Origin of the sequence: Ruegeria sp. HKCCD6604 (assembly GCF_013110635.1) — a bacterium.
GTDB lineage: Bacteria > Pseudomonadota > Alphaproteobacteria > Rhodobacterales > Rhodobacteraceae > Ruegeria.
On sequence record NZ_WVQW01000001.1, the window covers coordinates 945,043 to 957,857 of the forward strand.

Below are 12,815 nucleotides of genomic sequence, written 5' to 3' on the forward strand. Positions count from 1 at the left end.
TGCCGCGGAAACCGCGAACCTATCCGGAACAAAGCTGACGCCACTCGCTAAGAGCGGCGGCGCGGGTCAGCTTGAAGGTGTCTCGACTGGCTAGCGATCTTTCCTGGTTGAAGTGATTGTAGACGGAGGAATGGACGGAGGCGAATTTCTGTAGACTTCGCATGCGCCTGAAACGCTGCATCGCGCGTTCGCGTCGTCGAAACGGCAGGTGTGAATTCTCGGCGCGGTTGTTGAGCCACCTGCCCGTCTGTTGTTTTTCGAACGCGCCTATTTCTCTGAGCGCAGCCTTGTAGGAAGCGAAGCGATCTGTGACGACCTCCTTGGCGCAACCGTGCCGTTTCATCAATTTCCTGGGGAATTTTAGTGCTGCAGCCTTGTTTCGGCGCTTGGTGACAACTGCTTCCAGCACTTCACCTTCGTGATCTACTGCACGCCACAGATAATGTCGCTTGCCATTCACCTTTACGAAAACCTCGTCCACGTGCCACTTCCATTTCGAGAACGCGCGCAGCTGCTGCACACGCTTCCGTCGGATCTCAGCTGCAAACATTGGACCAAACCTGTTCCACCAATATCGGACGGTTTCGTGGCTCACGTCGATGCCTCGCTCGTGCAACAGATCTTCGACATTTCGAAGCGAGAGCGGGAAACGGATGTACAGCATCACCGCAAGGCGGATGACCTCGGGACTGGTTTTGAAGTACTTGAAAGAGGCAGGTTTGGTCATGGGCAAAAGCTACGCAACCGTCCTGCCTGCCTCAAGACAAGTTCTTCTGACAAGACCCACAAGGTAGCAAGGTCGGCAAAACGGATAAAGTGGGTGTTCAAGGAACCTTTTAAAGCGCCTTTTCAATGAACTTTGAAAAAAGCTCACCCTGCGAGTTGATCCTAAGTTTCGCGTAAATGTTGCGTCTGTGGATGCGGACTGTGCCTGGAGAGATGCCGAGAATTGTGCCAACAGCTTCTGCCGAATGGCCCTTCAATGTGAACTCAACGACTTCTCGTTCTCGTGGCGTCAGAACGCCATCGCCAAATGCCTGGAATGCTAGATCAACGCGACGACTAACGCCATTCGCTGCGGCGCCGCGGGCCATCGTTGGAAAGTCACTCCAATGTTTGCAACAGGCTGCCCGAACGAGCGGCCATAGAGCGTGCAAATGACGAATTTCCTTGGCGGAAAAAGGCTTCTCTGCTCGCATGAGCGAGACCACAACCATCCCAGCGCCTGGGATATCGATAAAGTAGCCAATCTCCTCTGCTAACCCAGTCCTTTTGTAATAGCTGCGATAGTATTCGCCCTGATAGAACCTGTCCGGTGCGATATCGCGCATGCGGTACAGACCCGGTGTTATTGGTTTTGTCGCGGCCAAAAAAAATGGATCAAGTACGTAGGGCCCGGCTTGGTAATCCTCAACAAAAATACGCCGTTTGCTTTTGGGGAAATCGTCGTGAAGGTCTATTGGTGCTTCGGTTCCAACATGGCCAAACACCACCGTAAAATCAAATGGTGCGACCTGCCGTAAGCCATCTGCCAAAGCACATGGAAATTCTGGGGTTCCGATCTTCTCCACGACCCTGCCGGCCTCTTCCATCCAATCGTACACACGCCGCTCCAGATTTTCGAAAAGCACCTCTATACCCCAATTGTGGTATATACAGTTATTCCGAGTTATTGTTACTTTTTCCTTGTTTGAGTGGTATGCCAACAAATGCCAAAAAATCAAGCAAAAGGAAAACGGCAGTATATGAGCTTTGACATGAGCGTCACCATGCAGACGATTGCGGAACTCCGAGGAGTGACCAAGACCTTCGGGAATGTGGTCGCCGCCAAAGACCTGAATCTTTCCATTGGGAAAGGAGAGTTCCTGTCGTTCTTAGGCCCATCTGGTTGCGGCAAAACCACTGCGCTTAGAATGTTGGCAGGTTTCGAGAAGCCAACCGAAGGTCGGGTGTTGCTCGATGGAGAAGTCGTCAACGACTTGGATGCGCACCATCGCCCAGTCAACATGGTGTTTCAGCACTATGCTCTTTTTCCTCACCTAAGCGTGTTCGACAACATCGCGTACGGCCTGCGCCAACAACGACCACGCGTAGACAAACAAACAATCGCGACAAAGGTTGAGCAAGCGCTGGAAACTGTCCGTCTTGGTGGGTTTGGCCCACGTCGCATCTGGGAGATGTCTGGTGGTCAGCAGCAACGCGTCGCTTTGGCGCGTGCGATCGTAAACGAGCCCAAGCTTTTGCTGCTTGATGAACCAATGGCTGCTCTGGATCGAAAGCTTCGAAAAGAAATGCAGTTTGAACTGCAGAACCTGCAACGACAACTAGGGATAACTTTTGTCCTCGTCACGCACGACCAAGAAGAAGCGCTTTCAATGTCCGACCGAATTTGTGTGATGGAAGGCGGCAGTATTGTGCAGGTTGGCAGCCCACGCGAACTCTATGACATGCCCCGCAGCCGCTACGTGGCTGGATTTGTAGGCACCTCAAATTTCTTTGATGCAACTGTGACTGACTCAGCAACCGACCAAATCACTGTGCGTTTAGCGAGTGGCCAAAAGGTGCACGGAACTCCGGAGGTTCCAATAGATGCAGGGCAGGAAGTGTGCGTTAGTATCCGTCCTGAACAGATCACGCTGACCCGCGCGCTACCCACAGCTGAAATCGCTCTGCCAGTTACCATTCAAAATCGGATCTTCCTTGGGGAGCACACAGAATACCTTGCGCGCAACGAAGCACTGGGTGATTTCCATGTACTTGTGCCAAGGCAAGCGGAATTGAACGAGGGGACGTTCAATGCAGGAGAGCAGGCCTTTGTTTCATGGGGCGAAGGCGCACTGCTGATCCTGGAAAAATAACAAATCCCGCAATCCAACAACAGAGAGGTTCACAATGACCAAGGATAATGGGACTATTTCCAAGCAAAAGTTCATGGAAGAGCTTCGCCGGTACCAAAAGGGTTCGGTTACACGGCGACATTTCTTAGGCGTGACAGGTCTTGGGATGGCAACGGCCGTTCTGGGCACGGCCATTCCTGGGTTGCGTCCACGCCCGGCATTTGCTGCCGGGGACATTGGCGACCGAGTGATCCTCGCCACATGGCCGAACTACCATGACGAGATGAACTTCGAAGCCTTCACGAAAGCCACTGGCGCCCATGTTCAGGTCAATGTTTTTGGCTCGAATGAAGAGATGTTGGCAAAACTACAGGCTGGAGGGTCTGGCTGGGACGTTTTCGTTCCAACCAACTACACGATCACTACGTATGTGGGTGAAGATCTGATCATCCCGCTCGATACGTCCAAACTGCCAAACTACGACGCAGGTTCATTCGAACAGCGCTTTTCCGATGCCGGTTCTGTCGATGGCCAGCTTTACGCGGTGCCAAAAAACTGGGGCACGACTGGCTTTGCAGTGAACACCAGCAAGCTTGACGGCGCTCCGACTCCAACCACATGGAAAGAGTTCTGGGACCTTACTATGGAAGGTTACTCAGGCCGGACAATGGTGCATGATTACCAACTCACCACCATCGGTAATGCCCTGAAATACTTCGGCTACTCCTTCAACTCGGTCGATGAGAAGGAACTGGCGGATGCCGAGAAATTGTTGCTGGATGCCAAACCGCATCTGTTTGCAATCTCGTCGGATTATCAGCCACCGATGCGTAACGGTGACGCCTGGATGACGATGTGCTGGACAGGTGACGGCAAGCAGATGAATGTCGACATGCCTGAAATCGCCTACGTTCTGGGAACTGAGGGCGGTGAGCTCTGGTCCGACTACTACGCTATTCCTAAGGGCGCACCCCATATGGATGCCGCTTATGCCTTGATCGACTTCCTGCTGAACCCGGAAGTTAATGCGAAAGAAGTCCTCGCTCACGGCTATCCATCGGCTGATGCTCGCACCAATGCGTTGCTGCCGAAGGAACTACTGGAAGATCCGATCCTTTATCCGGCAGCTGACCTTCTGAATGCACTCGAGTTCGGCGCGGCGGCTACACTAACCGATCCAAACCGTGCCGAGTTGCTCGCCCGCTTCAAGTCGGCCTAAGCGGCAAGGCCGCCAATATCGGAAAAGACGAGGACAAAATGACCGAACGAGGCAGAAAAGCACTGTTGCTGGCTCCAGCAGGAATATGGCTTTTGGTAATGCTAGCCCTTCCTCTGCTGGTCGTCTTCGTCTTTTCCTTTGGCGAACGGGGTGCCGCCGGAGGCTACGTTCCAGCGTTCACGTTGGAACAATATGCCAACCTTCCTGCGCGATGGACGGCGTTTAAGAACACTTTGATCCTTGCACCTCTGGGGACTATCGCTGCGTTGGTAATTGCCTACCCGCTCGCCTACTTTCTTGCGGTGCGTTGTTCACCAAAGTGGAGAACTTCGCTGTTGATCCTAGTGATCGTGCCGTTCTGGACATCGATCCTGATCCGGTCATACGCTTGGATTTTCATCCTTGGGGGGCGTGGCTTGCCCGCTTTACTGGAGTCGATCGGCATCGATGATATCCGCCTGATAAATACGCCGTTCGCTGTGCTTGTCGGGATTGTCTATGGGTATCTACCTCTGATGGTTTTCCCGATTTTTGTAAGCTTAGACAAACTGGATAAACGCCTTCTGGAAGCATCGGCTGATCTCGGCTCTACCCCATGGCGTACGTTCCGTCAGGTGACACTTCCTTTGTCGGTACCTGGTATCGCAACTGGCTGCATGCTGGTCTTCATCTTGCTGATGGGCGAGTTTCTGATCCCAGCGATCTTGGGCGGCGGAAAGGTCTTTTTCGTCGGAAATGCGCTGGTGGACCTGTTCCTGCAGTCTCGGAACTGGGCGTACGGATCGGCGGTCGCAATGACTCTGGTTGTCGTAATGCTTGTCACTGTCTCAATTTACATGAAATTCATCTCGCGCCTGGGTGGCCAGCGCGAAGATGTCTCGCTGATGTGAGGGTCCGATGCGCTTATACGCGATTTGCGTCTACCTTTTTCTCTATATTCCAATCGGCATCATCGCGTTTTTCAGCTTTAATGCCGGACGACACGCAAGCCAGTTCATGGGGTTCTCGACCCAATGGTATGGTAAAGCGCTGAACAACCCATTTGTAATGGACGCGCTCGAGACCAGTCTGCTTGCGGCATTCATAACTGCTTGCCTCGCATCCACTCTCGGAACCATGGCGGCCATCGCTTTACAAGGGGTTAAGGGATGGCTCCGAACTTTGTTTGATGCGATGATTTATATTGCAATAATGATACCCGGTATCGTCATCGGCATCGCGACACTCATTGCCCTGGTCACCGTATTCGGCTGGCTAAACCCGCTTCTTGCAAGCCTATGGCCCGATGGAGCAAATCCCCCGCAACTTTCCATGGGGATGCCCACGCTTGTCGCCGCACACACCATGTTCACAATGGCGCTGGTCATAATCATCGTACGTGCAAGGCTATCGGGTATGGACCGCGCGCTCATGGAAGCTTCGGCTGACCTCTTTGCGACGCCCTGGGGCACCTTTCGACAGGTGACCCTGCCGTTGATAGCACCGGCAATTTTGGCAGGCTTCCTGCTCAGCTTCACTTTCTCATTTGATGATTTCATCATCGCGTTCTTCGTAGCTGGCTCAGAAACAACCCTGCCAATCTACATATTCTCATCCATCCGGCGCGGCGTAACACCCGAGATCAATGCCATCGGCACTATGGTTATGGGCGCGTCGCTCTTGTTGCTCGTAGCAGCGCAGCTGCTATTGCGCCGAGGCGCCTCAAAATCGAATAATTAAATAAAGGAGCCAAGTGACATGCGGCTTGCAGGTAAGGTCGCGCTCGTGACGGGCGCGGGATCAGGAATTGGTCGGGCGGGTTCAATGGCAATGGCACAAGAGGGTGCGCATGTTGTGGTAACCGATCGCGATGCAACCCTTGCTGAAGCCACTGTGGCCGCGATCGTAGCGCAGGGAAATCAAGCATCTGCCATACAGCTTGATGTGACCGATGACGATGCCCTTACCAGAACCATAGACGAAGCAGTTAAAAACTTCGGTCGGCTTGACGTGTTGCACTCTCACGCTGGGTTGCAGATCGAAGGAACGCTGGAAGAAGTGGAACCAGATGGAATGGATGCTTCTTGGGCATTGAATGTCCGCGCTCACTTCATTGCCGCGCGTGCAGCCGTCGCCCATATGAAATCACAAGGTGGAGGCAGCGTGATCGTCACGGCCTCCAATTCTGGGGTTCAATATGACCGGGGTATGATCGCCTATGCGACTACAAAGCACGCTGCTGTTGCGATGGTCCGGCAGATGGCAGCCGACTACGCTGTCCATGCAATCCGTTTCAATGCCCTATGTCCAGGATTTGTAGACACCCCTTTCAATGCAGGCTTCGAAAAGCAGATGGGAGGCCGTGCCAAACTGGAAAGCTACATCGAGCAGGCGATCCCCATGAGTCGATGGGCGACAGTTGAAGAGATTGGCCATGGGATTGTCTATTTAGCTTCAGATGAATCCGCTTTTATGACGGGGCAAGCCCTGGTTATCGATGGCGGTGAATGCATTTAGTGATGGGTTAGACCGCTCAAGAGAATGTCTATCGCCGCAATTCATTTTGGCGAGCACATTTCAGTCCGCTTTGGGCTCGAGGCAGACGTTCGCTCACCTACGCTCAATGACTGCATTGCGGACTTTCCCGCCGTTCGCCTTGCGCCCCTATACGGCCGCTATCTGCGCATTGCGGTCGTTGGTCGAGCACCGCACTTCGCAAGCGCAGCACGATCTCAGACCCTCGTGAACGGCCCAGAGCGGACTTTTAAGTAGCGCGCCGAGAATGGCGGCTTCGAAAGCCACAGCGAACAAGCAAGCTGCCCAACCCGGACGATGTGCGCCGCTACTCGGTGTGTCACACCGCACGGATCTCGAGTTACTCGCGACCGACGTCGCGCCTACCTTGGTGGCGAGTGTGTGAAAGGCACTGCGGGTATTGAACGAAACGGGCGTTGCGTTGTTCGAACGTTGGCTTTGGCAACTGGCAAGAAGGTCAGACGGGCCTTAACGTGGCGCAACACGTCAGACACCGAGACTACGGACCAGAAATGAAATCCGAGATTCCAAAACACAGCGCAATCTGGGGACAGATCATTGTCGGTGAGTTGAAGAAAACAGGCCTTTCCGAGCGGGATATCCGAAAGGAGTTCGGGATAACCAGATCTCAACTCGAAGACCCGGATGCTCGCTGGTCCTTCGACAAGACTGCCTGGTTGTTTGAAAAGGCGAGCGCTTTGACCAGGGACGACCTTGTCGGATACCGCCTGGCACAGTCGCCGGACCTGGTCAGGAAGGCCGGGTTGCTCGCCTATGTCGGCGTTTCGGCACCTACCGTTGGCGGTTACCTTCGAAACATCACCCGTTTTCAGCGCGTGATCGGTGACGCGAGCAAGACGGCCATGGAAGAAGGCCCGGAAACCACCCGGCTGACCTGGCACTACGATGTGCCAGCAAGCATTCCGACCGGGCAATATGCCGAGTTTGGAGCCGTTGGCACGGTCTTCGCCCTGCGGGACTACTCCAATCGGCAAATCCGTCCGACGCATGTTCGGTTCGCGCATCAGCGGCTGACCGGCACCGAGGCCCTCGACAGGTTCTTTGGCTGCAATGTCCTGTTTGGTGCCGCGGAGAACAGCATTGCCTTCAAGGCGGCTGATATGGATGTGCCGCTGTTGACGGCCGACGACAACTTGCAGCGGACGCTTTCGGTCGTTTGCGAGAACACGCTGGCTCGGATGCCGCAGACACCCAACAGTGTGGCCCGGGTTGTTGAGAGGCAGATCACGGCGCGTCTTGCAGCCGGCACGGCCCAGCAGGACGCAATTGCGGCGGAACTTGGGATGAGCGCCCGAACGCTGGCCCGCCGACTGACCGACGAGGGCACGAGCTTCGCAGCGGTCGTCGCCAATCTGCGAAAGGCTCTGGCCCGGGACTATCTGCTCAACAGCACGCTTCCGCTCACCGAGATCGCCTATCTTCTCGGATATAGCGACGCCAGTACCTTCAGCACGGCATTCCGAAGATGGTACGGACAGCCCCCCAGCGACTTCAGGGAGCAGCCAGCAACAGAAGCGCCCCTGGCATAGGGCGAACGATCTGAGTAGAGGCCGGACTGCTCGGATCATAGGCCCGCACTTTCACGTTTCTCCGTCTTCCTGAACCACCCTGACGCAACAAACCCGGCAGGCATGAGGCCTAACGGGTTTGAAGCAGATGCCGGATCTCTCCAGCGTCGGTTGGAAGGGGTAAACCGTTCCGGTTGTCTCGTTGCGGGATCAGCGCTTGTGCTTGTTGCCACCCTTCTTGCGATCGTCCTTGCGATCTTGACGATCCCGGTCTTCGGCGATCTTGCCACCGAGCGCACCGGCGGCTGCGCCGAGGGCCAGGCCGTCCTTGGCGTCGCCGCCGGTGATTTCGGTCAGCACGGCGCCGGCCACAGCGCCCTTGAGGGCTTTCTCACCGATGTCACCGGCATTGGCGGCCATCGGGGCAGCGAGGGCGAGTGAGGCGGCAAGGGCGGCGAATACGGTGTTCTTGAGGGTGTTTGTCATCGGTTCCAACCTTTCTGACGGTGGCGACCTCCGTGGCCGCCTTCTGTGGAAAGATCTAAGCGAACCGCCATGCCCCCGCTTGAGAGCATCCGACAGCTTCATTGGAATGGCTGACATTGCAGAGCAACAAGCCAAATTCGACGGTTGTTCTGCCGTCAAGACTTTCGCCTGACGCAATGCCAATCATCCAAGGGGTCGCCTCCTTGGCCGCGATGGCTGCATGGGCCGTTCCGGCGCAGGCACGACACTCCCAACCAGACGGCATTCTATCCGCCGCTACTCAGGTCAAAGATTGATCCGCAGCCTCAAGCCGAAAACGGTCGTGTCCTGATCGTTGAAGCCCGGGTTGATCATGTGCTGGACGTCCGCCGTCAGGGCGACATTGTCCGACAGGTCCAACCGATAGAAGGCCTCCATTGTGGTCTGGGTGTCGAGCGTTTCATCTACCGGGTCCGCAACGGTCGCGCCAAACCCAAAGAGGTCGTCATAGAGGCCCGGCCGCCATAGAAGTCCAGCGTTGGCTGCGCGTCGGGCGATCGGCGCCTCACCCTCCGACCAGCCGAGGCGTCCGTAGATCATGAATTCCTCGTTGATCGTGTGGTTGGCAGACAGGATCGCCCCGTAGCTCTCCGGCACGCCTGCCTCGGTGCGTTCATCGACGTGAAATACCCCGAGGTGAACGTTGGTTAGAAAGCGCTTCGAGCGTTCGGGCGTCCATCCGATCTCGGCGTATTTGTAGAACTCGGGGCCACCGGGAAACCACTCGACATCGGTCAGCGAGCCGTTTGCATCCGACAGGACACCGAGGGCATAGATCTGGTCGGTCAGGAAACCGCCCCCCGCAATGCCGAAGCCGGGATCGGGGATCGGCAGGACCGGGCTGAACAGGATCGAGAAATTGGAGAAAGTCGTGCGTGGGTTCACGTAGCCGAGGATGTCCGAGTAGTCTCCCGGATCGATCCGGCCGGCCACGAAACCGGCCTTCCCGCCAGCGAGCGTCTGGGACCAGTAGGCGACGGAGAGGGTCGTGTCGGTGTCACTGAATGTCGTTGCGGTGACGCCCGCATAGCCGATTTCCCCGGCAAGCCCGCTTGGCGCGATGTCCGTGCCGAGCAGATGGCGGTTCTCCAATGTGAAGACCAATTGCCCGGGATTTTCGCCGCCGCGATTGAGCAGCGTCCACTGGCCCAGAATGCGCGCCTGGCCCAAGGCGGCCTCGTCGATATCGGTCAGGCTCTCGGTCGCGGACTGGTAATAGGCCTGGTAGTCGAAGGAGAGGTTCAGGCCGGTGCGTTCGGCAAAGCGTTGCCGCGATGCCTCCAAGGGGTCCAATGCCGCATCCAGCCCCGGCCAGCGAGAGTCCTGCAACCGCCGCACTCGGTCTTGTTCCAGTTGGGCCTGCGTGGATGCCGGGCCACCGAGCGAGACCGCTGCGGCGGCCTCCAGGGCGGACGTTGGCCGGCTTTCCTGCGCCAAGGCTCCGGTTGATAACCAGAAGCCAGCGACGATGACCGTACCGAGAAGCCTTGCCTGTCCCATATGAGGTCTCTCTTGTTGCTCTTGATTCTTCTTCGGCCCGCTCATGCAAGTATCGCCAGTACGACATCCCGGCCCGTCCAGAGGACGAAGGCCGAAAGCGTAGCCGTGATCATGGCAGGCACACCGTCTTTCCAAGTGTCCCAGATCAGATGACAACCGATTGCGCCAAGCGACGTGCCCAGAAGGGCAGCGGCCCCGAGCGGCCCGAGCAAGCTGCCTTGAAACCAGATCGCCACCGCCCCGAAAAGCTCGACACCACCGACAAGCGCCATGATCTGACGGTTCAGCCCGTATTTGACGAACATCGCCAGTTGCGTTTCGAAGATGAGCTTCTGCCAGCCAAGGATCTTGATCGAACTGGCGAAGAGAAAGAAGGCGGACAGCAGGCCAATGGCAACTATTTGCATAATACGACTCCGCCGACACACACAGGGCTGAAGTTCATTTGATGTTCCCTTCTGGATCGTCCCGAGTGTGCAGTCCGGTTACTTGAGATCGTCCTGCGCCTTGATCTCCGGCACACGGGCGAGGGCTTCGGCCATGTCGGCGCTGCTCATCAACTCGATCATCTGGTAATCCTCCAGCAACCCGTCACCGAGACGGCTGACATAGAAGGCCTGGATGAAGGTGGGGTCGTCCGGCAGGGCGACGGTGATGTAGTTCTTCCCGTTCCCAAGCCCCCAATAGTAGCTCAAAAGCTCGCCGCCGAGCGCCTCGATCCCACCCTTCACCGAGGCCGCGCGGTCCCCGGGATTGGCGATCTGCATCTCCCAGGCGGCGCTGTTGGATGCGCCGATAAACAGGAAGGTGCGCATGTCTTTTGTGTCCTGCGCCGCTGCAACTGTCGCAGAGACGCAAAGGGCTGTCGAAAGAAGGATCCTGTTCATCTTGCCACCCGGAATTGCTTCGATGTTGTGGTCAGTACAGCATGGCTGCCCTGACCGTTCTTGTGGGTTCAATGCCCCGGAGCTCCGGGAATGGAGTGTTCCAGCTCGGCAGGGCGGAGCGGGAACTCGGAATGCTCATCCTCTGGCGTTTCGATGTCGGCGTGCCAGGTGAATTCCTTGTCCCCGAGGTCCAGATCGATCTCGCCCCCTTCGATGACCGGGTAACGGATCGGCTGCCCGGGCCGCAGGTCGATATTAGCGACACCGTCGTCGATAATGACCTGCCCGCTCACCAGAACGTAGGGGATTCCCTTGGTGAAGGAGCCGTTCATGCCCTTCTTCATCGATGATGTTTCGGTGATCGTGTCGGGGTCGAAGATCGTGATATCCGCGATCATGCCTTCCTGCATCCGGCCGCGTTCCTGCATCGCCTTCAGGCCCACCTTGGAAAAGTACTTCGCGGGAATGTAGGAGGCGTTGTTCACCATCTCCATCAGCGCGATGCCCTGTTCACGGGCCTCGCGGAACACGATGCCATAGGTGCCGGCATTGCGCGGGTGCCCCCCGTACTCCGTGAAATCGGCCTCGATCGGCAGCGGTTCGCCATCGACGGTGAAGCCGACGATGTCGTTGGCGATCGCAATATCCTTCATGTGGATCCAGCGCTCCAGGTCTGCTTCGGGGCGGACTGTGATGAAAATCGGCTTGCTCGGATCCTCCTTCTGCTGCCGGAAGAACTCCTCGTCGGACTCGTAGAGTTCGCCGGTGCTGGTATCGAAGATATCGCGGGTCGGAACGATATTGTTCGCCTCGATCTTGTCCGGCAGCAGTTGCGGTGTCGCGATGTTCGGATTGCCGGTGATGGCCGGGTAGTATTCCGCGAAGATGGTCATTCCGCGCATTTGCAGGCGGCGCGCAAGCTCGTAGATTTCTTCCCACCCCTGGTTCTGGATGTGGGAAAGGATCAGGGCCCCGTCGAGCGCAACGGCGTTTGCGATCACCTCGTTTGCGCCCAGGGAATAGTAGAGCGGCAGGCTCTCGGTCGGACCGAAACGGGTATGGGCGCCAAAGAAGCGGTCATACTTCTTCGCCATTTTCTGAAGCGCGAAAATCTCCTTCGGATAGGTGTTGTATCCCATGTATCCCACCGTCGTGTTGACGGTGATCGCCCCGGCGCGAAGACCCTTTTCATACATGGTCATGACTTCGACGAGCTGATCCGCAGTCGGAATATCCAGCGCCCAGCTGGCATGTCCGTCTTCTTCCTCGGCTGCACCGCGTGACTTGAGGATGTAGGTCGGATCGGATGCCAGCTCGACTGAAACCCCATCCATCACGACACGCCGGATCTCCTCGTGCCCCATCCCGGAACCGAAGTTGAGAAAGGAATTGCCCTCGTATTTGTCGTAGAACAGGTCGGCATCCGCCACGCCGCTCTCGGTATCGAGGATCGTCGTCGTGCCATCATGGGCCATCATCTTCTGATCGAAGCCGCCAAAGGAATGCGAATGGGTGTTGATGAATCCCGGCGCGACTACATGCCCGGAAACGTCGATCTCGCGCTTGCCCGTCAAGGCATCTTCGGTGATCGCGGTGATCCTGTCGCCGGTCACGCAGACATTGCGCACGGCATCAAGATTGGTTTCCGGGTCCATGACGCGGCCGTTGAGAAGCGCGACGTCGCACTCCTGAGCAACCGCCATCGAACTGCAGAGGGCCATGAGAGTGGCAAGAGTGAGGTGTTTCACGGTCAGTCCTTCCGGGATGATTGCGTCGGGCAAAAAAACGCGGGGCGGACGAGGGA

Annotated in this window: 13 protein-coding genes; 6 read left to right on the top strand and 7 right to left on the bottom strand. The window is 56.7% G+C overall.

Annotated features, from left to right (window positions below; all coding sequences use genetic code 11):
* Nucleotides 1-19 precede the first annotated feature (19 nt).
* The gene (locus GS614_RS04700; protein WP_171725611.1) at nt 20-727 is read right to left on the bottom strand and encodes an IS6 family transposase; all 708 of its coding nucleotides are present in this window, start codon (nt 725-727) and stop codon (nt 20-22) included.
* 109 nt (nt 728-836) lie between these two features.
* Complete coding sequence (locus GS614_RS04705; protein WP_093962973.1) at nt 837-1,604, bottom strand: helix-turn-helix transcriptional regulator; 768 nt, start codon at nt 1,602-1,604, stop codon at nt 837-839.
* A gap of 153 nt (nt 1,605-1,757) precedes the next feature.
* Between GS614_RS04705 and GS614_RS04710 the strand changes: the two genes are divergently transcribed.
* The 6 genes from GS614_RS04710 to GS614_RS04735 all read left to right on the top strand — a co-directional run bounded on the left by GS614_RS04710 (nt 1,758) and on the right by GS614_RS04735 (nt 8,120).
* Complete coding sequence (locus GS614_RS04710) at nt 1,758-2,858, top strand: ABC transporter ATP-binding protein (RefSeq protein ID WP_253285288.1); 1,101 nt, start codon at nt 1,758-1,760, stop codon at nt 2,856-2,858.
* A gap of 34 nt (nt 2,859-2,892) precedes the next feature.
* Nucleotides 2,893-4,056: a PotD/PotF family extracellular solute-binding protein gene (locus GS614_RS04715; RefSeq protein ID WP_171725613.1), complete on the top strand. Its 1,164-nt coding sequence runs from the start codon at nt 2,893-2,895 to the stop codon at nt 4,054-4,056.
* 38 nt (nt 4,057-4,094) lie between these two features.
* Nucleotides 4,095-4,946: an ABC transporter permease gene (locus GS614_RS04720; RefSeq protein ID WP_093962199.1), complete on the top strand. Its 852-nt coding sequence runs from the start codon at nt 4,095-4,097 to the stop codon at nt 4,944-4,946.
* Nucleotides 4,947-4,953: 7 nt separating this feature from the next.
* Nucleotides 4,954-5,775: an ABC transporter permease gene (locus GS614_RS04725; RefSeq protein ID WP_170443912.1), complete on the top strand. Its 822-nt coding sequence runs from the start codon at nt 4,954-4,956 to the stop codon at nt 5,773-5,775.
* 18 nt (nt 5,776-5,793) lie between these two features.
* Nucleotides 5,794-6,552: an SDR family NAD(P)-dependent oxidoreductase gene (locus tag GS614_RS04730; RefSeq protein ID WP_170343551.1), complete on the top strand. Its 759-nt coding sequence runs from the start codon at nt 5,794-5,796 to the stop codon at nt 6,550-6,552.
* A 530-nt stretch (nt 6,553-7,082) separates the two neighbouring features.
* A complete protein-coding gene (locus GS614_RS04735) occupies nt 7,083-8,120 on the top strand; it encodes an AraC family transcriptional regulator (protein WP_171725614.1) in 1,038 nt (345 codons plus the stop codon).
* 189 nt (nt 8,121-8,309) lie between these two features.
* Here GS614_RS04735 and GS614_RS04740 read toward each other — a convergent pair whose 3' ends face one another.
* The 5 genes from GS614_RS04740 to GS614_RS04760 form a co-directional block, all read right to left on the bottom strand.
* A complete protein-coding gene (locus tag GS614_RS04740; protein ID WP_170343544.1) occupies nt 8,310-8,585 on the bottom strand; it encodes a glycine zipper domain-containing protein in 276 nt (91 codons plus the stop codon).
* A gap of 285 nt (nt 8,586-8,870) precedes the next feature.
* Nucleotides 8,871-10,169, bottom strand: coding sequence for a carbohydrate porin (locus GS614_RS04745; protein ID WP_170364430.1), 1,299 nt, complete (start codon nt 10,167-10,169; stop codon nt 8,871-8,873).
* On the bottom strand, nt 10,166-10,531 hold the full coding sequence (locus GS614_RS04750) for a DoxX family protein (RefSeq protein WP_170342826.1): 366 nt from the start codon (nt 10,529-10,531) through the stop codon (nt 10,166-10,168). The genes GS614_RS04745 and GS614_RS04750 overlap by 4 nt, the downstream gene beginning before the upstream one ends.
* 78 nt (nt 10,532-10,609) lie before the next feature.
* Nucleotides 10,610-11,011: a hypothetical protein gene (locus GS614_RS04755; RefSeq protein ID WP_170364433.1), complete on the bottom strand. Its 402-nt coding sequence runs from the start codon at nt 11,009-11,011 to the stop codon at nt 10,610-10,612.
* 68 nt (nt 11,012-11,079) lie between these two features.
* Nucleotides 11,080-12,759, bottom strand: a complete 1,680-nt coding sequence (locus tag GS614_RS04760; protein WP_170392031.1) for a hypothetical protein — start codon at nt 12,757-12,759, stop codon at nt 11,080-11,082.
* Between the last annotated feature and the right edge of the window lie 56 nt (nt 12,760-12,815).

Coding starts and splice junctions, on each gene's coding strand:
- GS614_RS04715 (WP_171725613.1), top strand. CDS start 2,893: ATGACCAAGGATAATGGGACTATTTCCAAGCAAAAGTTCATGGAAGAG.
- GS614_RS04700 (WP_171725611.1), bottom strand. CDS start 727: ATGACCAAACCTGCCTCTTTCAAGTACTTCAAAACCAGTCCCGAGGTC.
- GS614_RS04720 (WP_093962199.1), top strand. CDS start 4,095: ATGACCGAACGAGGCAGAAAAGCACTGTTGCTGGCTCCAGCAGGAATA.
- GS614_RS04725 (WP_170443912.1), top strand. CDS start 4,954: ATGCGCTTATACGCGATTTGCGTCTACCTTTTTCTCTATATTCCAATC.
- GS614_RS04710 (WP_253285288.1), top strand. CDS start 1,758: ATGAGCGTCACCATGCAGACGATTGCGGAACTCCGAGGAGTGACCAAG.
- GS614_RS04745 (WP_170364430.1), bottom strand. CDS start 10,169: ATGAGCGGGCCGAAGAAGAATCAAGAGCAACAAGAGAGACCTCATATG.
- GS614_RS04740 (WP_170343544.1), bottom strand. CDS start 8,585: ATGACAAACACCCTCAAGAACACCGTATTCGCCGCCCTTGCCGCCTCA.
- GS614_RS04730 (WP_170343551.1), top strand. CDS start 5,794: ATGCGGCTTGCAGGTAAGGTCGCGCTCGTGACGGGCGCGGGATCAGGA.
- GS614_RS04755 (WP_170364433.1), bottom strand. CDS start 11,011: ATGAACAGGATCCTTCTTTCGACAGCCCTTTGCGTCTCTGCGACAGTT.
- GS614_RS04735 (WP_171725614.1), top strand. CDS start 7,083: ATGAAATCCGAGATTCCAAAACACAGCGCAATCTGGGGACAGATCATT.
- GS614_RS04750 (WP_170342826.1), bottom strand. CDS start 10,531: ATGCAAATAGTTGCCATTGGCCTGCTGTCCGCCTTCTTTCTCTTCGCC.